The sequence below is a fragment of the Actinoplanes ianthinogenes genome, assembly GCF_018324205.1.
Taxonomy (GTDB): Bacteria; Actinomycetota; Actinomycetes; order Mycobacteriales; family Micromonosporaceae; genus Actinoplanes; species Actinoplanes ianthinogenes.
In genome coordinates, this window is the sequence record NZ_AP023356.1 from 3,748,723 (window position 1) to 3,774,923 (window position 26,201).

General features: G+C 71.2%; 29 protein-coding genes. 13 read left to right on the forward strand and 16 right to left on the reverse strand.

The features are described from left to right. Positions 1–481 precede the first annotated feature (481 nt). Positions 482–1,639, reverse strand: a complete 1,158-nt coding sequence (locus Aiant_RS16740) for an NAD(P)-dependent malic enzyme (protein ID WP_189328954.1) — start codon at positions 1,637–1,639, stop codon at positions 482–484. Between the two features lie 214 nt (positions 1,640–1,853). Continuing rightward, a complete protein-coding gene (locus tag Aiant_RS16745) occupies positions 1,854–2,114 on the reverse strand; it encodes a S26 family signal peptidase (RefSeq protein WP_229829860.1) in 261 nt (86 codons plus the stop codon). Positions 2,115–2,247: 133 nt separating this feature from the next. Between Aiant_RS16745 and sodN the strand changes: the two genes are divergently transcribed. After that, positions 2,248–2,652, forward strand: a complete 405-nt coding sequence (gene sodN / locus Aiant_RS16750; RefSeq protein ID WP_189328615.1) for a superoxide dismutase, Ni — start codon at positions 2,248–2,250, stop codon at positions 2,650–2,652. Positions 2,653–2,750: 98 nt separating this feature from the next. Further along, entirely contained in the window at positions 2,751–3,158 is a 408-nt protein-coding gene (locus tag Aiant_RS16755) for an ATP-binding protein (protein WP_185037707.1), read from the forward strand. A gap of 7 nt (positions 3,159–3,165) precedes the next feature. Here Aiant_RS16755 and Aiant_RS16760 read toward each other — a convergent pair whose 3' ends face one another. Together Aiant_RS16760 and Aiant_RS16765 are read right to left on the reverse strand one after the other, a co-directional pair. Further along, positions 3,166–3,864, reverse strand: a complete 699-nt coding sequence (locus Aiant_RS16760) for a FadR/GntR family transcriptional regulator (protein WP_189328614.1) — start codon at positions 3,862–3,864, stop codon at positions 3,166–3,168. Positions 3,865–3,902: 38 nt separating this feature from the next. Further along, positions 3,903–4,280: a hypothetical protein gene (locus Aiant_RS16765; protein ID WP_189328613.1), complete on the reverse strand. Its 378-nt coding sequence runs from the start codon at positions 4,278–4,280 to the stop codon at positions 3,903–3,905. 69 nt (positions 4,281–4,349) lie between these two features. Here Aiant_RS16765 and Aiant_RS16770 point away from each other — a divergent pair, with 69 nt between their 5' ends. Both Aiant_RS16770 and Aiant_RS16775 read left to right on the forward strand, forming a co-directional pair. Next, the gene (locus tag Aiant_RS16770) at positions 4,350–5,300 is read left to right on the forward strand and encodes a diacylglycerol/lipid kinase family protein (RefSeq protein WP_189328612.1); all 951 of its coding nucleotides are present in this window, start codon (positions 4,350–4,352) and stop codon (positions 5,298–5,300) included. A 412-nt stretch (positions 5,301–5,712) separates the two neighbouring features. Then, entirely contained in the window at positions 5,713–5,967 is a 255-nt protein-coding gene (locus Aiant_RS16775) for a WhiB family transcriptional regulator (RefSeq protein WP_089291486.1), read from the forward strand. A gap of 1,019 nt (positions 5,968–6,986) precedes the next feature. Here the strand turns inward: Aiant_RS16775 and Aiant_RS16780 are convergent. From Aiant_RS16780 to Aiant_RS16800, 6 genes are all read right to left on the reverse strand, one after another. Then, positions 6,987–7,745: a sirohydrochlorin chelatase gene (locus Aiant_RS16780; protein ID WP_189328611.1), complete on the reverse strand. Its 759-nt coding sequence runs from the start codon at positions 7,743–7,745 to the stop codon at positions 6,987–6,989. Then, positions 7,727–8,494 (reverse strand): phosphoadenylyl-sulfate reductase, encoded by a 768-nt coding sequence (locus tag Aiant_RS16785; RefSeq protein WP_189328610.1) that lies wholly within the window; start codon positions 8,492–8,494, stop codon positions 7,727–7,729. Before Aiant_RS16785 ends, Aiant_RS16780 begins: the two co-directional genes overlap by 19 nt. Continuing rightward, positions 8,495–8,686: a hypothetical protein gene (locus Aiant_RS45725; protein ID WP_229829823.1), complete on the reverse strand. Its 192-nt coding sequence runs from the start codon at positions 8,684–8,686 to the stop codon at positions 8,495–8,497. It abuts the gene before it with no gap. Further along, the gene (locus Aiant_RS16790) at positions 8,683–10,374 is read right to left on the reverse strand and encodes a nitrite/sulfite reductase (protein WP_189328609.1); all 1,692 of its coding nucleotides are present in this window, start codon (positions 10,372–10,374) and stop codon (positions 8,683–8,685) included. The genes Aiant_RS45725 and Aiant_RS16790 overlap by 4 nt, the downstream gene beginning before the upstream one ends. A 1,006-nt stretch (positions 10,375–11,380) precedes the next feature. Next, positions 11,381–12,928 carry a sensor histidine kinase gene (locus Aiant_RS16795; protein ID WP_189328608.1) on the reverse strand — a complete coding sequence of 516 codons (1,548 nt, stop codon included), beginning with the start codon at positions 12,926–12,928 and terminating at the stop codon, positions 11,381–11,383. A 29-nt stretch (positions 12,929–12,957) separates the two neighbouring features. Continuing rightward, complete coding sequence (locus Aiant_RS16800; RefSeq protein ID WP_189328953.1) at positions 12,958–13,974, reverse strand: SIS domain-containing protein; 1,017 nt, start codon at positions 13,972–13,974, stop codon at positions 12,958–12,960. A gap of 161 nt (positions 13,975–14,135) precedes the next feature. Here Aiant_RS16800 and Aiant_RS46520 point away from each other — a divergent pair, with 161 nt between their 5' ends. Further along, complete coding sequence (locus Aiant_RS46520; protein WP_189328607.1) at positions 14,136–15,677, forward strand: tetratricopeptide repeat protein; 1,542 nt, start codon at positions 14,136–14,138, stop codon at positions 15,675–15,677. 4 nt (positions 15,678–15,681) lie between these two features. Here the strand turns inward: Aiant_RS46520 and Aiant_RS16810 are convergent, their stop codons facing one another. After that, positions 15,682–15,897 carry a biotin/lipoyl-binding carrier protein gene (locus Aiant_RS16810; RefSeq protein WP_189328606.1) on the reverse strand — a complete coding sequence of 72 codons (216 nt, stop codon included), beginning with the start codon at positions 15,895–15,897 and terminating at the stop codon, positions 15,682–15,684. 131 nt (positions 15,898–16,028) lie between these two features. Here Aiant_RS16810 and Aiant_RS47020 point away from each other — a divergent pair, with 131 nt between their 5' ends. Further along, entirely contained in the window at positions 16,029–16,103 is a 75-nt protein-coding gene (locus tag Aiant_RS47020) for a 50S ribosomal protein bL37 (protein WP_369752275.1), read from the forward strand. 48 nt (positions 16,104–16,151) lie between these two features. On the opposite strand, the gene rsrA is transcribed toward Aiant_RS47020, so the two are convergent. The 5 genes from rsrA to Aiant_RS16835 form a co-directional block, all read right to left on the reverse strand. Beyond that, a complete protein-coding gene (gene rsrA / locus Aiant_RS16815) occupies positions 16,152–16,436 on the reverse strand; it encodes a mycothiol system anti-sigma-R factor (protein WP_189328605.1) in 285 nt (94 codons plus the stop codon). Positions 16,437–16,441: 5 nt separating this feature from the next. Beyond that, entirely contained in the window at positions 16,442–17,239 is a 798-nt protein-coding gene (locus tag Aiant_RS16820; RefSeq protein WP_189328604.1) for a sigma-70 family RNA polymerase sigma factor, read from the reverse strand. 56 nt (positions 17,240–17,295) lie between these two features. Beyond that, entirely contained in the window at positions 17,296–17,910 is a 615-nt protein-coding gene (locus tag Aiant_RS16825; RefSeq protein ID WP_189328603.1) for an alpha/beta hydrolase family protein, read from the reverse strand. 13 nt (positions 17,911–17,923) lie between these two features. Beyond that, the gene (locus Aiant_RS16830) at positions 17,924–18,322 is read right to left on the reverse strand and encodes a WhiB family transcriptional regulator (protein ID WP_189328602.1); all 399 of its coding nucleotides are present in this window, start codon (positions 18,320–18,322) and stop codon (positions 17,924–17,926) included. A 192-nt stretch (positions 18,323–18,514) separates the two neighbouring features. After that, a complete protein-coding gene (locus Aiant_RS16835; RefSeq protein ID WP_189328601.1) occupies positions 18,515–19,192 on the reverse strand; it encodes an SOS response-associated peptidase in 678 nt (225 codons plus the stop codon). 148 nt (positions 19,193–19,340) lie between these two features. On the opposite strand from Aiant_RS16835, the gene aroA reads away from it, so the two are divergent. The 7 genes from aroA to Aiant_RS16870 all read left to right on the forward strand — a co-directional run bounded on the left by aroA (position 19,341) and on the right by Aiant_RS16870 (position 26,180). Beyond that, entirely contained in the window at positions 19,341–20,633 is a 1,293-nt protein-coding gene (gene aroA / locus Aiant_RS16840; RefSeq protein ID WP_189328952.1) for a 3-phosphoshikimate 1-carboxyvinyltransferase, read from the forward strand. Further along, entirely contained in the window at positions 20,570–21,706 is a 1,137-nt protein-coding gene (rsgA, locus tag Aiant_RS16845; RefSeq protein ID WP_425322674.1) for a ribosome small subunit-dependent GTPase A, read from the forward strand. The genes aroA and rsgA overlap by 64 nt, the downstream gene beginning before the upstream one ends. A gap of 34 nt (positions 21,707–21,740) precedes the next feature. Further along, positions 21,741–22,541, forward strand: a complete 801-nt coding sequence (gene hisN / locus Aiant_RS16850; RefSeq protein WP_189328600.1) for a histidinol-phosphatase — start codon at positions 21,741–21,743, stop codon at positions 22,539–22,541. Between the two features lie 136 nt (positions 22,542–22,677). Next, complete coding sequence (locus Aiant_RS16855; RefSeq protein ID WP_229829821.1) at positions 22,678–23,403, forward strand: ATP-binding protein; 726 nt, start codon at positions 22,678–22,680, stop codon at positions 23,401–23,403. A 43-nt stretch (positions 23,404–23,446) separates the two neighbouring features. Next, a complete protein-coding gene (locus Aiant_RS16860; RefSeq protein ID WP_189328598.1) occupies positions 23,447–24,004 on the forward strand; it encodes a DUF5709 domain-containing protein in 558 nt (185 codons plus the stop codon). Between the two features lie 95 nt (positions 24,005–24,099). Then, positions 24,100–24,822 carry a carbohydrate-binding protein gene (locus tag Aiant_RS16865; RefSeq protein WP_189328597.1) on the forward strand — a complete coding sequence of 241 codons (723 nt, stop codon included), beginning with the start codon at positions 24,100–24,102 and terminating at the stop codon, positions 24,820–24,822. A 122-nt stretch (positions 24,823–24,944) separates the two neighbouring features. Continuing rightward, positions 24,945–26,180 carry a glycoside hydrolase family 16 protein gene (locus Aiant_RS16870; RefSeq protein WP_189328596.1) on the forward strand — a complete coding sequence of 412 codons (1,236 nt, stop codon included), beginning with the start codon at positions 24,945–24,947 and terminating at the stop codon, positions 26,178–26,180. Positions 26,181–26,201: the final 21 nt, after the last annotated feature.

Consider the following 26,201-nt stretch of genomic DNA (forward strand, 5'->3'; position numbering starts at 1 on the left):
CGGATAGGGCCACCAGGACCAGCCCGTAACCGTCGAGCTGGCGCTCACGGCCCTATCCCCGGGTCGGATAGGGCCACCACGACCAGCCCGTAACCGTCGAGCTGGCACTCACCGCCCTATCCCCGGATCGGATAGGGCCACCACGACCAGCCCGTAACCGTCGAGCTGGCACTCACCGCCCTATCCCCGGATCGGATAGGGCCACCACGACCAGCCCGTAACCGTCGAGCTGGCACTCACCGCCCTATCCCCGGATCGGATAGGGCCACCACGACCAGCTCGGAACTGCGAGGGGATCGGGGTGGTGCTGCACGGGTTCGAGGGCTTCGGGCGTACCGGAAATGTTGGGCCATGGTCGGACAGCGGGCTGCGGGCCGAGGTGGGCGCGGACCTGGATCTTGGCGGGTCGTGGCGGTGCGAAAACGGCGCGCGCCGCCTCACCGGTGGGTGAAGCGGCGCGCGACCGGTCAGAAAGCTGGGCTCAGACGGTCTGGCGGGTCTGGACCGGGGCGGCCGCCGGGGTGCGCCGGGCGACGCCGTCACGGACCGCCGCCGCGGCCACGGCCGCCGCGACCGCCGGAGCGACCCGCGGGTCGAGGGGTGACGGGACGATCGCGTCCGGGCGCAGCTCGTCCGCGACGATCGCCGCGATGGCGTCGGCCGCGGCCACCTTCATCGCGTCGGTGATCGTGGTGGCCCGGACGTCCAGCGCGCCGCGGAAGATGCCCGGGAACGCGAGGACGTTGTTGATCTGGTTGGGGAAGTCGCTGCGGCCGGTGGCGACGATCGCGGCGTATTTGTGCGCGGTCGCCGGCGGGACCTCCGGGGTGGGGTTGGCCAGCGCGAAGATGATCGCGCCCGGCGCCATCCCGGCCAGCGCCTCCTCCGGGATGTTGCCGCCGGAGACACCGACCAGCACGTCCGCCCCGATCAGCGCCTCGGCGATGCCGCCGGTGCGGCCGGAGATGTTGGTGGCCGCGCCGAGCTCGGCCTTCATCCCGCTGAGGTCGCCGCGCTCGGCGTGGATGATGCCCCGCGAGTCGACGACGATCACGTTGGCGCCCTGGACGCCGGCCGCGATCAGCGTGTTGGTGATCGCGACACCGGCCGCGCCGGCCCCGCTGATGACCACGCGCAGGTCGGCGAAGTCGCGGCCGAGCAGCTTGGCCGCGTTGCGCAGGGCGGCGAGCGTGACGACCGCGGTGCCGTGCTGGTCGTCGTGGAAGACCGGGATGTCGAGCTCGGCGTCGAGGCGACGCTCGATCTCGAAGCAGCGCGGCGCGCTGATGTCCTCCAGGTTGATCCCGCCGAACGACGGGGCCATCGCCTTGACCGCCGCGATGATGCCCTCGACGTCCTGGGTGTCCAGGCAGATCGGGATCGAGTCGACCCCGCCGAACTGCTTGAACAGCACCGACTTGCCCTCCATGACGGGCATCGCGGCCTTCGGGCCGATGTTGCCCAGGCCGAGCACCGCGGAACCGTCGGTGACGACCGCGACCGTGTTCGACGTCCAGGTGTAGTCGGGGTAGAGCGACTCGTCGGCCGCGATGGCCTCGCAGACCCGGGCGACGCCCGGCGTGTACGCCAGGGAGAGGTCGTCGCGGCTGGCCAGCGGGACCGTCGCGCTCATCGTCATCTTGCCCCGGCGGTGCAGGTCGAAGACGGGGTCGGCGGCGAGGGCGGGATCGAGCTCGAAACTGAAGAATGACACGGTGAACTCCACACAGCATCGACATTGATACGTGGCACCTGACACTGACCTGGTCGCGAGTATGCGCCAGGCGGCGGTGCATGCGGGGGTCACCCGGGAAAGCGACCGCAGCGCGGGTGTGCGCTGGGGATACTGGAGACTAACGTAACCGCCCTGGCCTGGGGTAGTAGCGAAACGACACGCGTCCGATGACATCCGCCACCCCGTAAGCCCGGGAGTCGTCCTGGACGAACGCGTTGTCCCCCTCGACCCACCACCCGCCGTCCTGTTCCCGCACTGCCCGTTTAACGACGAGCAGCCCGGGCCGGGAACGGAACCGGGCGACGACCACGTCGCCGGTCCTTACCCGCGCGCCGCGACGGACGATCAGGGCGTCCCCGTGGCGCAGGGCCGGGACCATGGACGGTCCGTTCACCAGGACGGCGAACAGTGGTAATTGCCACCTCAAGGCATCAAGCCTCCGTCGCGTTAGTCGCGGGATGTAAGGGGTAGTGTCAGTCCCGGATCATCGCAAACTCTATGGAGGAGTCCTGATGCGACTTCCGCGTTTCCTCATGCCTCGCACCGTGGTCAGCGCCCACTGCGACCTGCCGTGTGGCGTCTACGACCCGGCCCAGGCCCGGATCGAGGCCGAGTCGATCAAGGCCATCGCCGAGAAGTACGCGGCGAACACGGACCCCGAGTTCCGCACCCGGGCCATCCTGATCAAGGAGCAGCGCTCCGAGCTGGTCAAGCACCACCTGTGGGTGCTGTGGACCGACTACTTCAAGGCCCCGCACTTCGAGAAGTACCCGCACCTGCACCAGCTCTTCAACGAGGCCACCAAGCTGGCCGGCGCGGCCGGCGCCAAGGGCTCGGTGGACGTCGCGATCGCCGACCAGCTGCTCGGCAAGATCGAGGAGATCTCCAAGATCTTCTGGGAGACCAAGCAGGCCTGAGGCCTGTTCGGAGGCCGGCTCACCCCCCGGGGTGTGCCGGCCTCTGCCATAACCGGCTGTAACCGATTAGAGTCTCCACCGACAGGAGGTGGTCGCGGGTGTCCCAGCTGACCCACGCGGAGCCGGAGATCGGAGACGACGTCGTTCTCCTGACGGTTCCCGCCGACGGTGGTTATCTCGGCGTGCTCCGCACCGCCACGGCCGGTCTCGCGGCCCGTCTGCACTTCGCCCTCGACGAGATCGAGGACCTGCGCATCGCCGTCGATGAGGCCTGCGCCATGCTGCTGGCCATCGCCACCCGCGGCGCCGAGCTGGAGTGCCGGTTCGCGGTCACCGACGACGCGCTCACCGTCGAGGTGACCGTCGCGACGGTGCGTGGCGCCCGGCTGCCCTCCGAGTCCTCGTTCGCGTGGAAGGTGCTGACCGCGCTCACCACCTCGGCCGCCGCCGAGGCGAACGGGCAGCACGCGACGATCCGCCTGCTCACCCGCCGCACGGAGTACTGAGCGGTCCTTACCGGACGGCCACGGTCAGCGCGATGTAATCCAGGTGCTGCGACGCCGCCCGGGTGGCCGCCTCGGCATCCCGGGTGGTCAGGTGCTCCAGCAGGTCCCGGTGGTCCGCGTCGATCCGCGCCCAGTAACCCTCCGGCAGGTCGGCGACCACCTCCTCGCCGTACGACGCCTGGTACAGCGGACGCCCCACCAGCTCGAACAGCGGATTGCCGGTGGCTTTGGCGAGCACCCGATGGAACGCCGCGTGCGCGGTCAGCATGGTGTCGAAGTCGTCCAGCGCCGGGTCGAAGAGCGTGCCGCGCAGCTCCACGAGATGCGCCTCGCTGCGCCGGACCGCGGCCAGCCCGGCGGCCGGCACCTCCAGCGCCCGGCGCAACTCGAGCAGGTCGGCGAGGCCCACCCCGGCCGAGTGCGCGAGCAGCGCGAACCCGGTGGAGAGACCCTCCGCCAGCTGCCCGGCGTCCGGATGCGCCACGAAGCTCCCGCCGGTCACCCCGCGGGTCGTGACGATCAGGTGCTGGCTGGCGAGCAGGCGTAACGCCTCGCGCACCGTACTGCGGCTGACGCCGATCTTCACGCACAGCTCGGGCTCGGGTGGCAGTCGCTCACCCGGCTGGAGTCGTCCTGAAGTGATATCCGCCCGTAGATCATCCGCGAGTTGCTGATATGCGGGCGGGCGCACCGTTGAGCCGGTCACCCATCCAGGTTAGGCCCTGATCGGCTCCGGGGAACCCGCTAATCGACACCCAACGCTCGACTGCTTGCCGGCAGGAGCACCAGCAAAGCGGTGATCGCGGCCAGCGCGAGCAGCACGACACCCAGCCAGAGCGGTCCGACCTGGACCAGGAAACCGCCGGTGGCCAGCAAGAACAACTGCACCACCACGGCCGGCCCGCGGGCCCGCACCCGGCGCCGCCCGAGCGCCCGGGCGATCAGGAAGACCACCACGGCGGCGAGCGCCGCCATGACGGTGAGCGAGGCCGCCACGCCGACATCGGCTCCGGCGCTGGTCAGATCGAGGACGACGAGGTACGCGGTGAGCCCGGCCAGCCCCACGCTCTCCAGGTAGAGCAGCCGGACGCCCCAGTCGAGGGACGCGGCAGCGGTAGTCACGGGATTCTCACCGGTCACTGGTGCACCATACCGACAGCCAGAACCGGTTCCGGCGGGTAAGGTGCCGCCATGCGTGCGTTGCTGGTGGTCAACCCCCGGGCGACGGCGACCACCGAGCGCAGCCGTGACGTCCTGGTCCGGGCGCTGGAGAGTGCCGCCGACCTGACCGTGCGATACACCGAGCGGCGGGGGCACGCCACCACCCTGGCCCGGGCAGCGGCCGAGAGCGGCGTCGACGTGGTGGTCACGCTGGGCGGCGACGGCACCGTCAACGAGGCGGTCAACGGATTGATGACCGCCCCCGCCGCGCTCGCCGAGCTGGCCGGTCCGGCGGCGTACCGGCTGCCGGCGCTGGCCGTGGTCCCGGGCGGCTCGACCAACGTCTTCGCCCGCGCGCTCGGCCTCCCCCGCGACTGGGCGGACGGGACCAGCGTGATCCTGGACGGCCTGCGCGACGGCCGCCATCGGGTGATCAATCTCGGTCGCGCCGACGATCGCTACTTCACCTTCACGGCCGGCCTCGGTCTGGACGCCGCCGTGATCCGCCGGGTGGAGCAGGCCCGGCTGCGCGGCCGTACGTCGACGCCGGGTCTCTACCTGCGGGCGACACTCGGCCAGTTCTTCACCGGCATCGACCGCGCCGACCCGCCGATGACCATGGAACGTCCGGGTGAGACGACCGAGACCGGCCTCGGCACGATCATCGTGCAGAACACGGCTCCCTGGACGTACGCCGGTGACCGTCCGGTGGACCCCAATCCGGACGCTTCGTTCGATCTCGGGCTGGACGTCCTCGCCCTGCGCCGCCTTAGTGTTTCCGGCACCACGAGGACCGTGACACAGCTCGCGTGGCGCTCCGGCGAACCGCACGGTAAACAGGTGTTACGGCTTCATGACCTTGCGGATTTCACCGTGATGTCGTCCCGGCCCCAGGCATTCCAGCTGGACGGTGACTATCTCGGCGAGCGGCAGAAGGTGCACTTCGTGTCCGTCCCGTCAGCGCTGCGTGTGATCTGCTGACGGCGGGGTACATCGTTTCCGTACGTGCTCACGATCCGTTACAGAAACACGGGCAAAAGGTCGGCGAAGTGGCGCGGACCGTACTACATTGATGGGAGCGTTCGTCAACCGGCTCTGGCAGCAGCAGCGGAACCGGACATAAGGGTGCGTGAGGCAGCTCACCCGCTGGAAGAAACTTCCAGCGCTACCCTTGACATCGCGAGAGTTCGTGAAAGCATTCACAAGCGATAAGAAGTAACCGGTAGCCACTTGTGCGCGTTCCTAATCCAGAAGCGCAGAACAGCTACCAAACACCAAAGCTTGCTGACGCTCCGGTGAGTGTACGGGTACAACCCGTCGGCACTGCGGGCGCATGCATATAGGTAAACAGCACTGTTTTCATTACCCCATCCGAAACAAGGAGTTTGCCGCCATGGACTGGCGTCACGATGCGATCTGCCGCGACGAGGACCCGGAGCTGTTCTTCCCGATCGGGACGTCCGGCCCCGCGCTCCTGCAGGTCGAGCAGGCCAAGGCCGTGTGCCGGCGGTGCCCTGTGACCGAGTCGTGCCTTTCTTGGGCGCTCGAGTCCGGCCAGGACGCCGGCGTATGGGGCGGGATGAGCGAGGACGAGCGGCGCGCGGTCAAGCGTCGTGGCGGCCTTCGGGTCTCCGCCCCCACCGCCTGATTCAATCCCCCACACAGCATTTGCGCCCCGGGCCCACCGGCACCGGGGCGTCTTGCTGTTTCGGGTCGCTTACCCACGGTCCCCATTCCGCAGTGCGCTAATTCGATCACCGTACGTTTACCCGTACTCCCGAAATGATCTCGAAATGGGTCGCTGATCGGTTTCCGTCGCGACTCCGGCACACTCCGCTGTGGACCCTCCAATCCGGACTGCCGTTCCGGGCGCCGCATCATCGCATAGCGCAGAGTGATCGTCACCATCCGTAATCATCGACCGCTCGCGCTCCCGGAAGACAGCGTCCAGCCCCTCAGGCCGCTTTAAGCGAGCCTCTGAGCCCGAGACAGGACCACCAGACCGGCCCGGCAGACCCCGGCCGACTCCAGTGGGTGCCTCCGCGCTCGGGACACAACCACCGCCAGGACCCCGCCGGGCTTCAGCGGGTGCCCAAGCTCGGAACACAGCACCACCAGGGCTCGCCCGGGCTTCAGCGGGTGCCCGAGCTTGGAACACAGCACCACCAGGACCCCGCCCGGCTTCAGCGGGTGCCCGCGCTCGGAACGCGCCCTCCAGAGCCAGCCGAGAGAGCGCCGAGCCTCCCGCACCGAGCCACGATCACAGCCGGGCGGATGGCGCGGGTGGGCGCGTCACCCGATCGGGGTGCTACCGGCGTACCGAAAGAATCGCCCACGGCCGAGGGAAGCACGCGGGCCGCAACCGATCGCGCACCTGAATCGGCCGCTTCATCCGGCCGCCGCGACCGGCGGCCGCAACCGCGACCAACCGCCCCATGGCCTGGCAACCACACCGCAACCACCCACGAACCGGCATCCGGCGGCCGCAACCGCGACCCGGCAGGGCGTGGCCGGCGATCAAGAGCACGACGCGGCCCAGCCATCAAGAGCACGGCACTGCCCAGCCATCAAGAGAGCGGCACGACCCAGCCATCAAGAGCGGCACGGCCCACCGGCCAAAGAGCGGCGACATGGCAAACCCGGCCACCAAGACCGCTCCCACGGCCCTCAGGCCGCCGCAAGCCTCCGCACCCCAGCCGCAGCCACCCGCTCACCGATCAACCCCACCAACTCCGGCGCATCCCCGAGCGGCTCCGCCACCGCCACCGCCCCGGCCTCCCAGGCCGACGCTGCCGCCTGGTCATAGAGAAGACCGGGAGCCAGGAAGTATCCAGCGACCGCGACCCGCGCAGACCCAGCGGCCCGCAACGCCCGCACCGCCTCCCCCGCCCGCGGCCCCACCCCCGAGGAGTAGGACACCCGAGACGGCACCCCCAGCCGCGCCCCGAGGACCGCCGCCGCGTACTCCACCGTCCCCCGGGCGACCGGATCCCGAGTCCCGGCAGCAGCCAGCACGACCCCGTCGAAGCCCTCCATCGGAAGCCGCCGCACCAGCGCCTCCACGAGAAGCCGCGACATCCGGCCCGGTCCCTCGGCGACCGGCCCGAGCACCCCGGCCAGCGTCACCTCGACCGGCAGATCGGCCGCCGACGCCAGCACCGCCGGCAGGTCGACCCGCCCGTGATACGCCGACGTCAACAGCAACGGCACCAGCACCGCCCGCCGGCTGCCGAGCGACCCCAGCACCTCCAGCGGCCGCGGCCCGGCGTGGTCCAGATAGGCGGCCCGGACCAGCCACTCCGGCCGGGCCCGGCGCACTGCCCGGGCCAGCGCCTCGGTCGACGCGGCGGCCCGGGGGTCACGGCTGCCGTGGGCGACGAGCACCACGGCCGGCCGCGGTGAGGTGATCAGACGTGCAGACCGCATTCGGTCTTCTCGAACATCGCCCAGCGGCCGGCGCGCGGGTCCTCGCCGGCCTTGGTCCGCCGGGTGCACGGCCAGCAGCCGATCGAGCCGTAGCCCTTCTTGAACAGCTCGTTGACCGGCACGTTCCACCGGCTGATGTAGCGGTCCACGTCGGCCTGGGTCCAGGCCGCGATCGGGTTGACCTTGACCTTGCCCTTCTTGGCGTCGAAGGCGACGACCGGCGTGTTGGCGCGGGTCGGCGACTCGTCGCGGCGCAGGCCGGTGGCCCAGGAGTCGTAGTCGGACAGCGCCCGCTCCAGCGGCTCCACCTTGCGCAGGAAGCAGCACTCGTCCGGGCTCCGGGCGAACAGCCGGGGGCCGTACTCGCCGTCCTGCTGGCCGACCGTCATCCGCGGGCGGATCGAGCGGACGTTCACGTTCATCGTGCGGGCCACCGTGTCCCGGACCTTGAGGGTCTCCGGGAAGTGCAGGCCGGTGTCCAGGAACACCACGTCCACGCCGGGCGAGACCCGGGAGAAGAGGTGCGCGACCACCGCGTCGGCCATCGAGCTGGTGACACAGAACCGCGCGCCGAAGGTGTCGGTCGCCCACTTGGCGATCTCCTCGGCGGACTTGCCCTCCAGGTCACGTGCGGCCTGGGTGGCGAGCTCGCGCAGTTCGTCAGCACTGCGGCGGGCGGGGTCAGCGGGGGCGGCAGGAGCGCCGCCCAGGTTGATCAGGCCCAGGCCGGAGGCGTTCAGGATGCTCATTTACTTGGCTCCCTTATCCGCGATTTGTCCGGTTTTCAACCCAGACGGCACAGACAACAACCCGATGAACTTGACCGAAAACACGCGGGCGCAGGAGTGGCACTCCCACGCGCCGTGCGAGGACTCGTTGGGGCGGAGGTCCTCGTCACCGCAGTAGGGGCAGTAGAGCGGGGCGGATCTGGCGTCGCTCATTTCAAGAGCTCCTCTTCGGCCCGCATCACCCAGTTGGCGAACGTCTCCCCCGAGGACCGGCCGCCCAGGTAGTTCCGGGCGACCCGCTCGACGTACTCCGGAAGCTCCTCCGCGGTGGCCTTGAGCCCCCGCAGCTTGCGCCCGAACCCGGCGGTCTCGCCCTTGGCCATGCCGAGCGCGCCACCGAGGTGGATCTGGAAGCCCTCCACCTGCTCGCCGTGCGCGTTCAACACCAGCTGGCCCTTGAGGCCGATGTCGGCGACCTGGGTGCGGGCGCACGCGTTCGGACAGCCGTTGATGTGCACCGAGATGTCCGCGTCGAAGTCGCCGAGCCGCTCCTCGAGCCGGGCCACCAGCTCCTCGCCGCGCGCCTTGGTCTCGACGATGGCGAGCTTGCAGTACTCGATCCCGGTGCAGGCCATCGTGCCGCGCCGCCAGGCCGACGGACGCGCCTCCAGCCCGATTCCCCGGAGTCCGCTGATCAGCGATTCCACCCGGTCGTCGGCGACATCGAGAACGAGCAGTTTCTGGTACGCGGTGAGCCGCACCCGCTCGGACCCGTGAGCCTCGACCAGGTCGGCCAGCGCGAGCAGCTGCTTGCCGGAGGAGCGGCCGACGACCGGGGCGGCGCCGACGTAGTTCCGCCCGTCGCGCTGCTTGTGCACGCCGATGTGGTCGATCGGCTTCTCCGGCAGGTCCGGGGCGGGCCCGTCGATCAGTGCGCGGCCCAGGTACTCCTTCTCCAGGATCTCGCGGAACTTCGCCACACCCCAGTCGGCGAGCAGGAACTTCAGCCGGGCGCGGTGCCGCAGCCGGCGGTAGCCGTAGTCCCGGAAGATCGCGACCACGCCCTCCCAGACGTCCGGGATCTCGGCGAGCGGGACCCAGACGCCGAGACGCTCGGCCAGCCGCGGGTTGGTGGAGAGGCCGCCGCCGACCCAGAGGTCGAAGCCGGGGCCGTGCTCGGGGTGCTCCACCCCGACGAACGCGATGTCGTTCGCCTGGTACGGCCCGTCGGGCAGCCAGGAGATGACCGACTTGAACTTGCGCGGCAGGTTCGAATACGCCGGGTCGCCGACGTACCGCTTGATGATCTCGTCGATCGCCGGGGTGGCGTCGATGACCTCGTCGGTCGAGATGCCGGCGACCGGGCTGCCGAGCACCACGCGCGGGCAGTCGCCGCACGCCTCGGTGGTCTGCAGGCCGACCGACTCCAGCCGGCGCCAGATCTCCGGCATGTCCTCGACCCGGATCCAGTGCATCTGGATGTTCTGCCGGTCGGTGATGTCGGCGCTGTCGCGGGCGAACTCGGTGGCGATCTGGCCGATCACGCGCAGCTGGGCCAGGCTCAGCGCGCCGCCGTCGATCCGGACGCGGAGCATGAAGTACTCGTCCTCGAGCTCCTCGGGCTCCAGCACCGCGGTGCGGCCGCCGTCGATCCCGGCCTTGCGCTGGGTGTAGAGCCCCCACCAGCGGAACCGGCCGCGCAGGTCGGCCGGGTCGATCGAGGCGAAGCCGCGGTGAGCGTAGATGTTCTCGATACGCGCCCGGACGTTGAGCGGGTTGTCGTCCTTCTTGCTGCGCTCATTGGGGTTGAGCGGCTCGCGGTGTCCGAGCGCCCACTGACCCTCGCCGCGCGCCTTGCGGGGGCGAGCGGTCGGCGTTGCGGGAGTGTTGCTGGGCGCCATGGCGGCGGTCCTCCGGGTTTCGTGGGCACCGGAGGACAATCGCGGCCTTGGTGAGGCTCCGCGACGTCAGCGTCGGGAGAGGGCCGGCTTGTCGTCCGCGCCCGAAATAAAGGGGGGCGGCGTCAGGAAGCCGGACACATCGCGCTGAAGACACGCCCGTAGTCGACGTGGCGGCGAGCCACGAAGCGGCGGTCGATTGCAGCGGTCATGCGGGTAAGCCTCTCACGCAAACCGAATGTGGGCCAGTGAGGTCCAGAATCCGGGAGTGTGGTTCACGGCACTTGGCGGAGTAATCCTACTGCCGTTACGAAGTCGTTACGTGCCAGGTGGGACGCCGACAGCCATCGACGATGGTCCACATTTCCTGCCCCGGGCCCTCAGGACACACACAATCAAGATCTTCATTTACGCGCGTCCGCCGGGGTACGGATCGCACGCTCCCGCGCGGGCCGAGGCCGGCGATCTGGCCGCTGACGCGTCCAAACCAATCGCCGCCCTCTTCATTGCCCGTGGCTGGTTCCGGAGATCAAACCCCGAGCTGGCCCCCAGCGCCCTATCCGCTGCCCGGAAAGGGCGACCAGGACCAGCCCGACACTCCCCAGCTGGCCCCCAGCGCCCTATCCGCTGCCCGGATAGGGCCACCAGCACCAGCCCGACACTGCTCGGCTGGCCCCCAGCGCCCTATCCCATGCCCGGAAAGGGCCACCAGCACCAGCCCGACACTGCTCGGCTGGCCCCCAGCGCCCTAACCCACCCCCGGATAGGGCCACCAGCACCAGCCCGACACTGCTCGGCTGGCCCCCAGCGCCCTAACCCATGCCCGGAAAGGGCCACCAGGACCAGCCGGACACTCCCGGCTGGGGCTGGCGTCCTAGACAGGCGCGGGATCGGCCAAGGCGCTTGAGACTCCTGACACATGGGATGCCTTCACGGCCCGTGGGTGGTCACCGGAAACGCGGCGTCAGCCTTTGCGTCACCGGACGATCGGCGTTGTGGCGTGCCGGGATCAGCGTTTGCCCAGCGGGACGACCAGGACCGCCTCCGTGCCGCCGCCCGCCCGGTTGCGCAACTCGATGCTGCCGCGCAGCTCACCGGTCGCCAGCGCGCGGACGATCTGCAGGCCGAGCCGGCCGCCGGCGTCCGGCCGGAAGCCCTCCGGCAGGCCCTGCCCGTTGTCGGCGACCGTGACGTGCAACTGCTTGCGGAACCGGTGCGCCGAGACCACCACCTCGGCGGGCTGCTCCGGCGCGGGCGCCGGCTCGTCGTCCTCGCCCGCCGGGAAGCCGTGCTCGACCGCGTTGATCAGCAGCTCGTTGAGGACCATGACCAGCGAGGTGGCGATCTCGGCGGGCAGGATGCCGAACGTGCCCTCCCGGCGCATGTGCACCGACAGACTGGTCGAGGCGACCTCGGTGGCGGCGGTCGCCACCCGGTCGACGATCCCGTCGAACTCGACCGCCTCGTCGCTGGACATCGAGAGCGTCTCGTGGACCAGGGCGATCGAGGCGACCCGGCGGACCGACTCCTCCAGGGCCATCCGGGCCTCCGGGGCGTCCACCCGGCGGGCCTGGAGGCGCAGCAGCGCGGCCACGGTCTGCAAGTTGTTCTTCACCCGGTGGTGGATCTCCCGGATGGTGGCGTCCTTGGTCATCAGGGCGCGGTCCCGGCGGCGCACCTCGGTGACGTCGCGGACCAGCACCAGGGCGCCGATCGGCACGCCGGCCGGCAGCAGCGGCAGCGAGCGGGTGAGCACGGTCGCGCCGCGCGCCTCGAACTCCATCCGGGGCGGGAACTCGCCGCGCAGCGAGGCGCGGATCCGTTCGGCGACGTCGTTGCCCTCCAGCGGGTCGGCGGCCAGCCGGGTGGAGAGGTGGGCGAGCTCCTCACCGACCAGGTGCGCGTTGAAACCGAGCCGGCGGTACGCCGACTGCGCGTTCGGACTGGCGTAGGTGACCTTGCCGGAGGCGTCCAGCCGGATCAGGCCGTCGCCGACCCGGGGCGCCGAGGTGGTCATCTCCCCGGGCTGCCGGGCCGGCGGGAACGTGCCGTCGGCGACCATCTGGGCCAGGTCGTCGGCGGTGGTCAGATAGTTCAGCTCCAGCTGGCTGGGGGTGCGGGCGGTGCTCAGGTTGGTGTCGCGGCCGATCACCGCGATCACCTCGCTGTAGCCCTCCTCGTGATCGTTCTCGTCGCGGCGGCGCACCGGGATGGCCTCGTGGCGGGCCGGGGTGTCGCCGTACCAGACCGGGTCGCCCTCCCGCCAGATCCGCTCCTGCGTGAAGGCCACATCCAGGTGCGCCACCTCGGGACCGCCGAAGATCTTGCCGACCTGGTCCTCCTGGTACGCCGTGGGCGCGGTGCTCGGGCGCACCTGGGCGACGCAGAGGAAGTCACGCGGCTTCCGGGCCTCTCCCTTGATCGGCACCCAGAGGAGCAGATCGGCGAAGGAGAGGTCGGAGAGCAGCTGCCAGTCGCCGGCGAGCCGGTGCAGGTGGTCGATGTCGGCGGAACCCAGGCTGGTGTGTTCCTCGACGAGATCGCGCAGGGTGGACACGGACCAAGCCTGCCACGCCGATGTTTCGGCTAAAGCGTGCTGGTCACCTTCTTCAGACCGCGCGGCGCGTCCGGGTCCTCGCCCTTGGCCAGCGCGAGGGCGAGCGCCAGCTTCTGGAGCGGCAGGATGTCCAGCAGCGGGCTGTAGCGCTCGTCGACGGAGGGCACCACCAGCCGGCCGGCCGGGCCGATGGTCAGCACGTCGGCCTTGCGCTCCTGGAGCCGGGCGAGCACGTCGCCCATCGACCTACCGCCCGGGCCGTCGCCGACCACGGCCAGCACCGGCACGTCGGTGTCGGTCATGGCGAGCGGGCCGTGCAGCAGGTCGGCGCCGGAGAACGCCAGGGTCGGCACGTACGACGTCTCCATCAGCTTGAGCGCGGCCTCCCGGGCGGTCGGGTACGCGTAACCGCGGCCGGTGGTGACCATGTGCGGGGCGAACCGGTAGCGCTGCGCGATCTCCTCGGCGGTCCGGTCGGCGAGCGTGGCCTCGGCCAGCTCCGGCAGCTTGGCCAGCGCGGCCCGCTCCTCGTCCGGCAGCCGCCCGTCGCCGGCCCGGATCCCCTCGACCAGCAGCAGCAGCGCGAGCAGCTCGGCCGTGTACGTCTTGGTCGCCGCCACCGCCCGCTCGTGCCCGGCCGCCACGTCCACCGACAGCTCGGCGGCCCGGGCCAGCGGCGACTCCGGGTTGTTGGTGACCGCGAGGGTGAGCGCGCCGGTCTCCCGGGCGGCGGAGAGCACCCCGGTCAGGTCCGGCGAGCCGCCGCTCTGGCTGACCCCGATGACCAGGGTGCCGGTGAAGTCGGGGCGGGCGCCGTACAGCGTGATCGCGCTCGGCGAGGCGCTGGCCACCGGCAGGCCCAGGCGGATCTCGGTGAGGTACGCGCCGTACAGCGCGGCGTGGTCGGAGGTGCCACGGCCGACGAAGAGCACGTTGCGCGGACGTCGGGCCGCGATCTCGGCCGCCACCCCGGCGATCGCGGTCGCGTGCGAACCCTCCAGCAGCCGGGCGAAACCGCCCGGTTGCTCCGCGATGTCCGCCGCCATCCCATGGCCTCGCTGTGTCACGTCATCCTCCCCAGATGAGCAGTTCTCGCGCAATCGATGCGCAGTCTTGCAAGAAAAAGCTTAGTACGTCAATCTTTCGCGCACTACTGCGCAAAGCCGAGGACTGACAGATCGTCTCGCTGCCCGTACTGTCTTCACTCGTGGACCACCGGCCCCAGGTCTCCCACGACCTCACCCTCGCCCGCGCCGCCCTCGACCGCGGGGAGATGAGCCAGGCTGCCCGGCACCTGGCCGGAGCGCTGCCACACGCACCAACCCTGCCGGAGATCCACGAGTTGCTCAGCCGTTTGGCGGCACGCGCGGACGGCGCCCTCGACCTGTTCCCGCTGGAGCCGCACGCCCCGGCCGGCCGGGTGGCGGCGCACGCCCACCTGCTCGCCGCGGCCGGGCGCCCGGAGGAGGGCCTGCCGCTGCTCGCCGCGGCCAGTGGGCACACACCCGGGGTCGACTGGGCCGGCGTCCCCTGGGTCAGCGACCCGGTGCTCGGTGACCGGATCGACCCCGACGCGCTGGCCCGCACCGTGATGCGGCTGTGCACCGCGGTCGGCGACCCGGCGCCGGAGACCGCCGCCACCCCGCTGCGCCCCTACCTGACCGTGGTCCGGCACACCGTGGCCGCGCACGGCGAGCACGCGATGCTGCTCGGCGCCGGCTCGGCCCTGGCCCGCCGGCTCGGCGAGGCGCGGCTGGCCGTCGACTGGGCCACCCGGGGCGCCCGGTCCCGGCCGTCCAAGCTCGGCGAGATCTGGCTGGGGTACGCGTACCGCAGCGCCGGCCGCATCCCGGAGGCACTAGCCGCCCTGCGCCGCGCGGTCACCTACGACCCGGACGACCTCTCGGTCTACGCCGACGTCGCGGCCACCCTGGCCGACCTGGGCCGCCTCGAGGAGGCGCTGGACTGGACCGACCGCGCGATGGAGCGCGACCCGATGTACGACTGCGTGGTGCACACCGCCCACCGCCTGCGGTACCGCGCGGACGGCGACGTGGCGCACCTGATCTCGCTCGCCGACTACATCCGCGACCACCCGGACGACACCCACGAGCACACCGACCTGGCCGACTGCTGCCGCAACACGCCCTGGCTGAACGGCGTCCCGCCCGGCCTGGCGCGGCTGCGCCCGGGCCGCGCCCCGGTCAACGCCGAGCCGTCGGCGGACGCGCCGGACCGGCTGCTCCGGGTCGCCTCGGGCGCCTGGGCACACCCGCCGGCCGCGTACGACCGCGCCCTCGGCCTGGTCCTGGTCGAGCCGTGGGAGCTGCTCGCCCTGCTCGGGGACCCGGCGATCACCGAGGCCGAGCAGCCGGGCGCCCCGGAGATCTGGGCCTGCCTGGGCCTGCTGCACCACGGGAGCCAGGAGCCGTGGCTGGACTCCGGCCGGCGGCGGTTGCTGCTCGGGCTGCTCGACGCGGACGTGGACCGGGTCAGCCAGGCGGCGCTGTTCGCGCTGATCACGTACGCCTGGGTGGATCCGGGCGCACGGGCGGACGTGGCCGCGGTGGTGGCCGGACGGTTCGCCGAGACGGCCGGCGGCCCGTTCGCCCGGGCGGTGGCCGAGCTGGCCCTGATCACCCCGGAACTGGACCGGGCCACCCGGGAGCTGGCCGCCGCGACGATCCGGGTGCCGGTGGTCCCGCGCCAGCGCCGCCGGTCCTACCTGCTGCGCTGGCTGCGGAAGTGAGCGGCTAGTTGATGACGGCGATCAGGTCGCCCTCATTGACGACGTCGCCCTCGTTCACGGCCAGCTGATCGACCGTGCCGTCGGACTCGGCCAGCACCGGGATCTCCATCTTCATGGACTCCAGGATCACCAGCGTGTCGCCCTCGGCGACGGTGTCCCCCACGCCGGCCACGACCTTCCACACGTTGGCCACCATCTCGGCCCGGATCTCGTCGGCCATTCCTGATCGCCCTCCTTCGTCACCCTTTTGGGAACGTCATCAAATCACGGATCCCGCGCGGGTAGGTCCAGGCCGCGGAGAAGGGCCGACTACGATCGGCGACTGAGCAAGCGTGAGGAAGGAGGCCCCTTATGGCCAAGAAGGCTCGCAAGAAGAAGGCCCGTAAGAAGAGCAGCGCGAACCACGGCAAGCGCCCCAACAGCTGAAGATACGGAGAAGGGCCGGCGCTCGCGCCGGCCCTTCTCCGTTCGTCGTTACGGGAGGTACTCCCGGGTCTCGGCCTGCACCTCGAGCTGGTCGAGCTTGTGCCGCAGCCGCTCACGCAGCTCGGACGGTGCCCGCTCGTCCCCGCAGCAGCGGCTGACCAGCGCTTTCACGTCGTGCTCGATGCCGAACTCGCGCAGGCACCCGGCGCACTCGTCGAGGTGTTTCTGGATCAGCCGCCGGCGGTCCTCGCTGCACTCCAGATCGAGGTAGAGATACACCTCGTCGAGCACGGCGGCGCAATCGGTCTCGTGGTCGTTCTCGGAGGTCGACATCGGCCTCACGCCTCCTGCGGCTCGGACGCGGTCCGGGTGATGCCCCGGTCGGCGGCGTACCCCTCGAGGAGGTTGCGCAGGTTGCGGCGGCCGCGGTGCAGGCGGGACATGACGGTGCCGATCGGCGTGCCCATGATGTCGGCGATCTCCTTGTACGAGAAACCCTCGACATCGGCGAGGTAGACGGCGAGCCGGAAGTCCTCCGGCAGGGACTGGAGGGCCTGCTTGATGTCGCTGTCCGGAAGCCGGTCCAGCGCCTCGGTCTCGGCCGAGCGCAGCCCCGACGAGGTGTGCGACTCGCTGGAGGCCAGCTGCCAGTCGGTGATCTCCTCGGTCGGGGCCTGCACGGGCTGCCGCTGCTTGCGCCGATACGAGTTGATGTAGGTGTTCGTGAGGATCCGGTAGAGCCACGCCTTGAGGTTGGTGCCCTCCTCGAACTGATGGAACGCGGAGAACGCCTTGAGGAACGTCTCCTGCACCAGGTCCTCGGCATCGGCCGGGTTACGGGTCATCCGCAGGCCGGCGGCATACAACTGATCCACGAACGGCAGCGCGTCACGCTCGAAACGTGCACGACGCTCGTCGGTCCGCTCTTTCTGCGCCACCCTGGACTCTCCCCTCGACCGCCCCGCCGAGGATACGGGTAGTGCCCCAGTCACGCTCTCGAAAACCGGTGTGCTCACGCTCACCGCGGAGGTGACCGGCGCCGGCTCGGCGGCCGGCCAGGCCGGGGAATCCAGAAGCTCCCGCACCCGGGTCGCCTCCCGGCGCCCGTTCTTCCTGCTCTCGGTACCGGCAACCACTACAGATACCCCTTCCGCCGGACAAGTCTCCGAGGGCTGTAACGCCCGGCCCGCCGTCAGAATTCCGCCGCCCAGCCGTGCCGCCGCAACCACCCGATCGTGAGATCCACTGTGTCGGGAAGGTTCTTCTTCAGATCGTGCACCGCCCCCGGCCGGACGATCACCTCGACCGTCCCGCCCGCGGCCGGGACGCCGAACGGGTCACGGTCGCCGTTCAGCACCAGCGTGGGGATCCCGGCGGGCAGCTCGCCGGCCCGGCTCTTCTCCGGCTTATCCGGCGGGTGCAGCGGAAACGCCAGCGCCAGCACCCCCGCGGCGCCCAGCACGGGCGCGGTCCGCGCCGCGACCCGCGCGCCGCTGCTGCGCCCTCCGAGGATCAACGGCAGTTCGGGTACGGCCTGAGCCTGCACGACGGCGGACCATGCCTCGTCGAGCTGGCCGGCCGGGCCGGGCGCCCGTCGCCCGGCCACCCGATAGGGCTGGGTGACGAGCACCACCCTGACCCCGGCGGCCACCGCGGCGTCGTGCACGGCGGCCAGGTCCGGGGCGTCCACACCGCCACCGGCGCCGTGGCCGAGGAAGAGCTGACTGCGCGCGGGGCCGGCCGGTGCGGTCACCCGGACCAGGGCCGGCCCGCGGGGCGTCTCGACGGTCGTCTCGGAGCTGGGCACAGGCTCCGTTGTATCAGCGGCTCACCGGGGTGAGCGTCAGGAACCGCCGGTCCTCGTCGTCGGTGGACTCGTCCTCGACCGGGTCGCCGTTGGGCTGGACCCGCTCGCGCCACGCCACCAGCATGGCCCGCCGCTCCCGTGGCGTGGTGCCGCCCCAGACCCCGTGACAGTCACCGACCTGGAGCGCCCAGGCCAGGCACGGGCCCTGCACCGGGCAGGTGCCGCAGAGCGCGACCGCACCACCGGATGGCTCGTTCGGCGCGGGAAAGAACGTCTCCGGGTCGACCGTCCGGCAGGACCCCCTGGTCCGCCAAGCCTCGTCGGTCCGGCGTTGCGCAATTGCCTCGAGCAACCGCGGGTCGCGTCGCGCGATGGCCACCTCGTGCGGACGCGGCATGCGTGCTCGTGTCATCAGCCCACCTCCCCCGTGGGACCGGAACTGCTGCGGCGGTCGTTCCCGCACCTTGCGGATCGACACCACTCCGGCGCTGGTTTGTACCGCACGGTACAAGATCAGAACAAGGGGTTGATCTATCTTGAAGCAAAGTTTTCGATTCAGAATCCGCGCATACTCCGACAAAGAACTTCGTTGATCTTCGTCAGTTCAGAAAAGCGTCACCTCGGCGGGAGGAGTCAGTAACTCGGGTCCGTTGTTGCGGACATTGCCCACCGCCGGGCCGACCGGACACACCTCGATCGATGCCAGCGCGGCCTCGTCGAGCGGGCGCAGCAACGGCTCCGGATCGCCGCCGCCGGCCAGCCAGCCGGCCCAGCGCTCGGGCGGCAGGATCAGCGGCATCCGGTCGTGGATCCGGGCCAGCCCGCCGAGCGCCGCGGTGGTCAGCACGCTGCACGTGAGCATCGACTCGGGGCCCCAGGCCGACCAGATCCCGGCGAACGCGAGCGGGGCGCCGTCCGCCGGCGTCATGTAAAACGCCTGCTTGTGCTTGCCGTCCCGGACCCACTCGAACCAGCCGTCGGCCGGGATCAGGCAACGGCGGCGGGCGAAGGACGGTGCGAACGCCCGCGACGTGGCGACCGTCTCGGACCGCGCGTTGATCATGCGGGCGCCCTGCCGCGGGTCGGCCGCCCACGGCGGGACCAGGCCCCAGCGGGCGGTGTCCAGCACCCGGGCGGCGTGCGACTGCGACTCGCGGATCAGCGGGACCGGGTCGGTGGGCGCGACGTTCCAGCTCGGCGGCAGCTCCTCGGTCAGGTCGACCGCCTCGAAGAACTGGCTGAGATCCGCGTTGCTCCGCGTGGTCGCGTACCGCCCGCACATGGGGTGCAGCGTACGCCAACGGAAACAATGGCAGGGGGCACGGAACGCCGAGGAAAAGCGGGTCGTGGAACGAGCACAGATCAAGAATCAGTCGCCGCGTCTCGGGACCCGGGAACGCGCGGCGGAAATGTCGGTGCGCGGCGGCAGAATGGCGACCATGGCTGCTGAACTACGCCCCTGGCTCGCCCCGTCCGCCACCGGCCCGGTCACCACGACCGTGCGCCTGCCCGGCTCGAAGTCGATGACCGCCCGGGCCATGGTGCTCGCCGCGCTCGCCGACGGCCGGTCGGTGATCGAGGCGCCGCTGCGGGCGCGGGACACCACGCTGATGGCGGCCGGCCTGCGCGCGCTCGGCGTCACGGTGGACACCGCGGCCGACGACCGCTGGGTGATCGAGCCCGGCCCGCTGCGCGGCCCGGCCCGGATCGACGTCGGGCTGGCCGGCACCATCATGCGGTTCCTGCCGCCGGCCGCCGCGCTGGCCGACGGCACCGTCGAGTTCGACGGCGACCCGCACGCCCGCAAGCGGCCGATGGGCCCGATCCTCGGCGCGCTGCGCTCGCTCGGGGTGCGCCTGGAGGCCTCGCCGACCGGCGGGCTGCCGCTCACCGTGCACGGCGCCGGCCTGGTCGAGGGCGGCGAGGCGGTGGTCGACGCCTCCGGTTCCAGCCAGTTCGTCTCCGGCCTGCTGCTCTCCGCGGCCCGGTTCACCAAGGGCCTGACCCTGCGGCACGAGGGCCCGCCGGTCCCGTCCGCCCCGCACCTGCGGATGACCACGCACATGCTGCGCGCCGCCGGCGCCGCGGTCGACGAGAGCACGCCGGACGTCTGGGTGGTCGAGCCCGGCCCGCTGCACGGCCGCACCTGGGTGATCGAGCCGGACCTCTCCGGCGCGCTGCCGTTCTTCGCCGCCGCCATGGTCACCGGTGGCGAGGTCACCCTGGCCGGCTGGCCGGCCGCGAGCTGGCAGCCGGTCGAGCAGCTCGCTGAGCTGCTCACCGCGCTCGGCGGCGAGGTCACCCGCTCGGCCGCCGGGCTCACCGTGCGCGGCACCGGCACGCTGCGCGGGATCACCGCCGACCTGTCCGAGGTGAGCGAGATGACCCCGGTGATCTCGGCGCTGGCCGCGCTCGCCGACGGGCCGTCCGAGCTGCGCGGCGTCGAGCACATCCGGGGTCACGAGACCGACCGGATCGCGGCCCTCGCCACCGAGCTGGGCAAGGTGGGCGCCGGCATCACCGAGTTCCCGGACGGGCTGCGGATCGAGCCGGGCCCGCTGCACGGCGCCTCCTTCGAGACCTACGCGGATCATCGGATGGCGCACGCCGCCGCGGTGATCGGACTCTCCGTCCCGGGCGTTCAGCTCACCGACGTAGGTTGTACGTCGAAGACGTTGCCCGAGTTCCCGGAACTCTGGGCGGAGCTCACCACGAGGAGTTAGTTCTGCCAGGCCGCAAGCGGGAGTACGACGAGGACGACGTCCGGGTCCGGCCGGGGCGGTCGTCCCGCCCACGCACCCGGACGCGCCCGAAACACGACGACGCGGTCGACGCGCTGGTGATCACCGTCGACCGCGGGCGGTACGGCTGCGTCCGGGAGGACGACCCCGACGTCGAGGTGATCACCGCGATGCGGGCCCGGGAGCTGGGCCGCAAGTCGGTGGTGGTGGGCGACCGGGTGGCGCTGGTCGGTGACGTGTCCGGGGACGCCGGCTCGCTGGCCCGGATCGTCCGGATCGGCGAGCGCACCTCGGTGCTGCGCCGCACCGCGGACGACGACGACACCACCCCCGAGGGCCGGCTCGAGCGGGTCGTGGTGGCGAACGCGGACCAGCTGGTGATCGTCAGCGCGCTGTCCGACCCGCCGCCGCGCACCGGTTTCATCGACCGCTGCCTGGTCGCGGCGTACGACGCCGACATCGAGCCGCTGCTCTGCCTGACCAAGGCGGACCTGGCCGGCCCCGAGCAGGTGCTCGACTACTACGCCGAGCTGGACCTGCCGCACGTGCTGATCCGCCCGGGCAGCGACCTGACCGAGCTGCGCGAGCGGCTGGCCGGCCGCATCTCGGTGCTCGTCGGGCACTCCGGGGTGGGCAAGTCGACGCTGGTCAACCGGCTGGTGCCGGACGCGCTGCGGGCGGTCGGGGCGGTCAGCGCGGTGGGCAAGGGGCGGCACACCTCGACGAGCGCGGTCGCCCTGCGGCTTCCCCCCGTCAAGAAATCGCGCAAGGATCCCGGGTGGATCATCGACACCCCGGGCATCCGGAGCTTCGGGCTGGCCCACGTCAGTGCGGAGAGCCTGCTGCACGGGTTCCCCGACCTCGTCGAGGGCACCCTCGACGACCAGCCGAACTGCGGGCACACGGCGGCCGACGGGGACTGCAAGCTGGAGGCGTGGGTGGCCGAGGGACACGCCGACCGGCGCCGGCTGGAGTCGTACCGAAGGCTGCTCTCCTCACGGGCCGGCGAGCTGGACCCGCGTGATCAACAGGCGGACGGCGGACCGAGCGCCTGACTCGCGTCAGCGAGTCCATCAGTACAGTTTTCGCATGGCCGGATATGCCGACGATCTCGCTCTCGCCCACACCCTCGCCGACTCGGCCGACGCCATCGCGATGGCCCGGTTCCGCTCGCTGGACCTGAAGGTGGAGGCCAAGCCCGACCTGACCCCGGTGTCCGACGCGGACACCGCGGTGGAGAGGGCGATCCGCGCCACCCTGGCCCGGGCCCGGCCACGCGACAGCGTGCTGGGCGAGGAGTTCGGCCGGTCCGAGGCGGCGGCCGGTCCGGGCAGCCGGCACTGGGTGATCGACCCGATCGACGGCACCAAGAACTACGTCCGCGGCGTGCCGATCTGGGCCACCCTGATCGCGCTGATGGAGGGCGACACCCCGGTGGTCGGGCTGGTCTCCGCCCCGGCGCTGGGCCGGCGCTGGTGGGCCGGGCGCGGGCTGGGCGCGTTCGCCGGCCGGCACCAGCACGCGGCGACCCGGATCGAGGTCTCCAGCGTCCGCCGGCTCGCCGACGCGAGTTTCTGTTACGCGAGCCTGAACGGCTGGCAGGACAACGGCCGCCTGCCGCAGATGCTGGACATCCTGCTCGGGACGTGGCGCAGCCGGGCCTACGGCGACTTCTACGGCTACATGCTGCTGGCCGAGGGCGCGCTGGACGCGATGGTCGAGCCCGAGCTGTCGCTGTGGGACATGGCCGCACTGATCCCGATCATCACCGAGGCCGGCGGCAAGGTGACCGACCTGGACGGCCGCACCTGTGCCGACAAGTCGTCGGTGATCGCCACCAACGGCCTGCTCCACGAAAGCGTGCTCACCGCTCTGACCCCGCGCGGGTGATCGCCTTGGCATGAGAGCACCCGGATGGGGTACTCCCACTGCATACCCGCGAAGGGCATATGTCCGGTTCCCGAGGGTCCGGCCCGCTGCTCGCCGAGGTGCGCGGCGGGGACGCGTTATGCACAATGGAGCGATCATGCCGAGCGAGGTTCGACACCTGGTGGACCGCGACCAGAGCTTTCCCCTGGTCCGGCTGACCGGAGTGCTCGACACGGAAACCGCCGCCCCGGTCCGCGCCACGCTTCTCGACGTGCTGGCCGGCCAGCCGGAGGCGGTGGTGGTCGACGTCGCCGGCCTGCGGGTGAGGCAGGGCGACGCGCTCTCGGTGCTGCGTGAGGTGCTCGACGAGACCCGGGACTGGCCGGCAGCGCGGCTCGCGCTCTGCTGCATCGGCGACGCCGACGGCAACGGCGCGGCCTGGACGGCCACCGGCTGGCCGATCTGGGCGGACCAGGCCAGCGCGTTCGCCGCGCTGGGCCCGGCCGACTCGGGACGCCGGGTCAGCCTGGAGCTGGAGCCGTTCGTCGGCGCGGCCCGCCGGGCCCGGGAGCTGATCACCGAGACCTGCCTGCGCTGGGAGCTGGCCGAGGTGGCCGGGGACGCCTGCATCGTGGCCACCGAGATGGTCAACAACGTGGTGGCACACGCGCACACCGCGATGCGGCTGCTGCTGGCCCGGCACGGCGACACGGTGAGCGTGGCGGTGCGGGACGGCTCGCCGGTGCTGCCCGACTTCACCGGCCCGGTGGCGCCGACCGCGTACGGCGGCCGCGGCCTGCTGCTGATCGACGCGGTGTCGGAACGCTGGGGCCGGTTGGCGCTGACCGGCGGCAAGGTCGTCTGGGCCCGGCTGAAGCCGTGACCGATCACGTATGACCGGCCCGGCACGGGGGTACATGGCGGGCATGCGAGACAACGACTACCCCACCGAGGTGACCGACCCGGAGTCCGCCGGGCTGCCGGACACCGCCGATGACGACTCCACCGCGTACGACGAGGTGGACAGCGGCCGCTGGGCCGACGGCCCGGACCCGGCCGCGCTGGCCGGGACCGGTCCGGGCGGGTCGAACCGGTTCGGCGACACCGCGGAGGAAGCGCGCCAGGGCGAAGGGCTCGACCGGCGACTGCGCCAGGAGGAACCGGATTTCGGCGCCGAGAACCCGAACCCGCCGCGCCGCGACCCGTTCGACGAGACGGTCGACGACTCCGAGCGGGAGCGGTTCGACCGGGACGTGTGGGGCGACGGCCCGACCTCCGACCCGGACTCACCGGTCTCGCTCTACGACGACGGCCAGCTCGACGAGGACAGCCCGGGCCGGGTCGGCCGGCTGGTCGCGCCGGACGGCGGGTCGGGCCTCGACGACGAGGCGGAGAGCGTGGCCTGGGACGCCGGCGCGGCCGGTGGCGGCGCGAGCGCCGAGGAGCTCGCCATGCACGAGACCCGCGCTCCGGACTACGAGTGACGGTAAGGGATCAATAACGAGTCCGCAGCGCCCTTGCCCGGACCACCCCTCCCTGTGCAGAGTCGGTGCGCAGAACGCGAGGTGGGGGTGTGGGGATGGGGCACGGCGCACGATGGGTGCGGTCGTTGCTGGCGGCCGCGGTCGCGGCCGCCGGGCTGACCATGTCCGGCGTCGCGCACGCCGAGACGGTCAGCAAGACCGTCTTCAACGACGACTTCGGCGGCGAGCGCGGCACCGGGGTGAACACCACCGCGTGGGCCGGTGACACCGGCGGCCCGTGGCTGGACGGGGACGGGCACCTGGTCCTCGACTCCTGGCTGTACACCGCGACCACGTTCACCCAGGCCACCGGGCACGCCTCGGCGCGGGTCCGGGCCGGCCGGGCGAACGGCGCCTGGGCCACCTTCGGCATCCTCGGCGACCAGGGGCAGTACGTCAGCGGCTCGGTCGAGACGCTGGGCGACGACGGCGTGGACGACTACGACTTCCACACCTATGCGATCGACTGGACGCGTACCTCGTTCGTCTGGTCGGTGGACGGCCGGCAGGTGCTGCGGCTGACCCCGGACACGGCCGGTCAGCCGTTCCGGCTCGCGCTGAACCTGGGCGGCGGCGGGCGCTACTCGAGCGGGATCCTCATCGACTCGGTGAACGTCACGGCCAAGGTCATCGTGGCCAAGCCGTGGAAGAGGTACACCACGTATCAGGTCGGCGATCACGTCACCTATCGCGGCGCCACGTATCAAGTGAAGGCGATGCACACGGCCCTGCCGGGCTGGCAGCCGGGCCTGGTGCCGGCCCTGTTCGAGAAACTCTGACGAAATCTCCGCGCAATCTCTGTTATCCGGTGGTTCCGGAACCCGTCTCCATTGACCGAGAACAGTCTGTCTTTAAAGACTGTTTGGAGTAACGGCATCCTCTCCCCCCGGAGGTCTCCCCCATGCGCAAGTCCAGATTTCTCCTGGCGGCGGCCGTCGTCGTCCTGACCCTGGGCGCCGGTCTCACCGTCGCCTCCCGCAGTGACCAGGCGGAAGCGGCCGTCGTCTGGAACGAGGACTTCAACGGCGCGGCCGGCACCGGCGTCGACACCTCCCGGTGGAACTTCGACACCGGCGGCAGCGGCTTCGGCAACCAGGAGTTGCAGTACTACACCAGCGGCACCAGCAACATCGCCATGGACGGCCAGGGACACCTGGTCATCACGGCACGCAAGGGCAGCGGCGGACACAACGACTGCTGGAACGGCACCTGCCAGTTCACCTCCGGCCGGATCCAGACCGCCGGCAAGTTCACCCAGCAGTACGGGCACATCGAGGCCCGGATCCAGGTGCCCAACGGCTCCGGCCTCTGGCCGGCGTTCTGGATGCTCGGCGGCGGCAACTGGCCGACCGACGGCGAGATCGACATCATGGAGGTCGTCGGCCGGGACCCCAACCGGCTGTTCGGCACCCTGCACGGCCCGGGCTACTCGGGCGGCAGCTCGTACGGCGGCCAGCTGGTCGCCGGCTCGCCGTGGTACCAGGCCTTCCACAACTACGCGGTGGACTGGTCGCCGAACCTGATCGTCTGGACCGTGGACGGCCAGGAGTACTTCCGGGCCACGCCGGACTCGCTGCGCGCCGCCAAGGGCAACGTGAACTGGGTCTACGAGCACCCGTTCTTCATCATCCTCAACCTGGCGGTCGGCGGTAACTTCGGCCAGGGCAACCCGGCGAGCCTGCCGGCCGAGAGCAAGATGCTGATCGACTACGTGCACGTCAGCACCTCGACGACCAGCACCACGCCGCCGTCCACCGGCAACGCGCTGAAGAGCAACCTGAACAGCCGCTGCATCGACATCCCGGGCGGCAACGCGGTCGACGGCGCCCGGCTCCAGATGTGGGACTGCAACGGCAGCGGCGCCCAGAAGTGGACCTTCAACAGCGACGGCACCCTGCGGGCGCTCGGCAAGTGCATGGACCCGGCCGGCGGCGCGCTGGCCAACGGCACCCCGATCCAGCTGGTCACCTGCAACGGCAACCCGGTGCAGCGGTTCACCCTGTCCGGCGCCGGCGACCTGGTCAACGTCTCGGCGAACCGGTGCGTCGACATCAAGGACAACAACGCGGCCAACGGCGCCCAGCTCCAGCTCTGGGACTGCGCCGGCACGGCCAACCAGAAATGGACCAAGAGCTGAGGGCGTACCGAAAACTGGTCT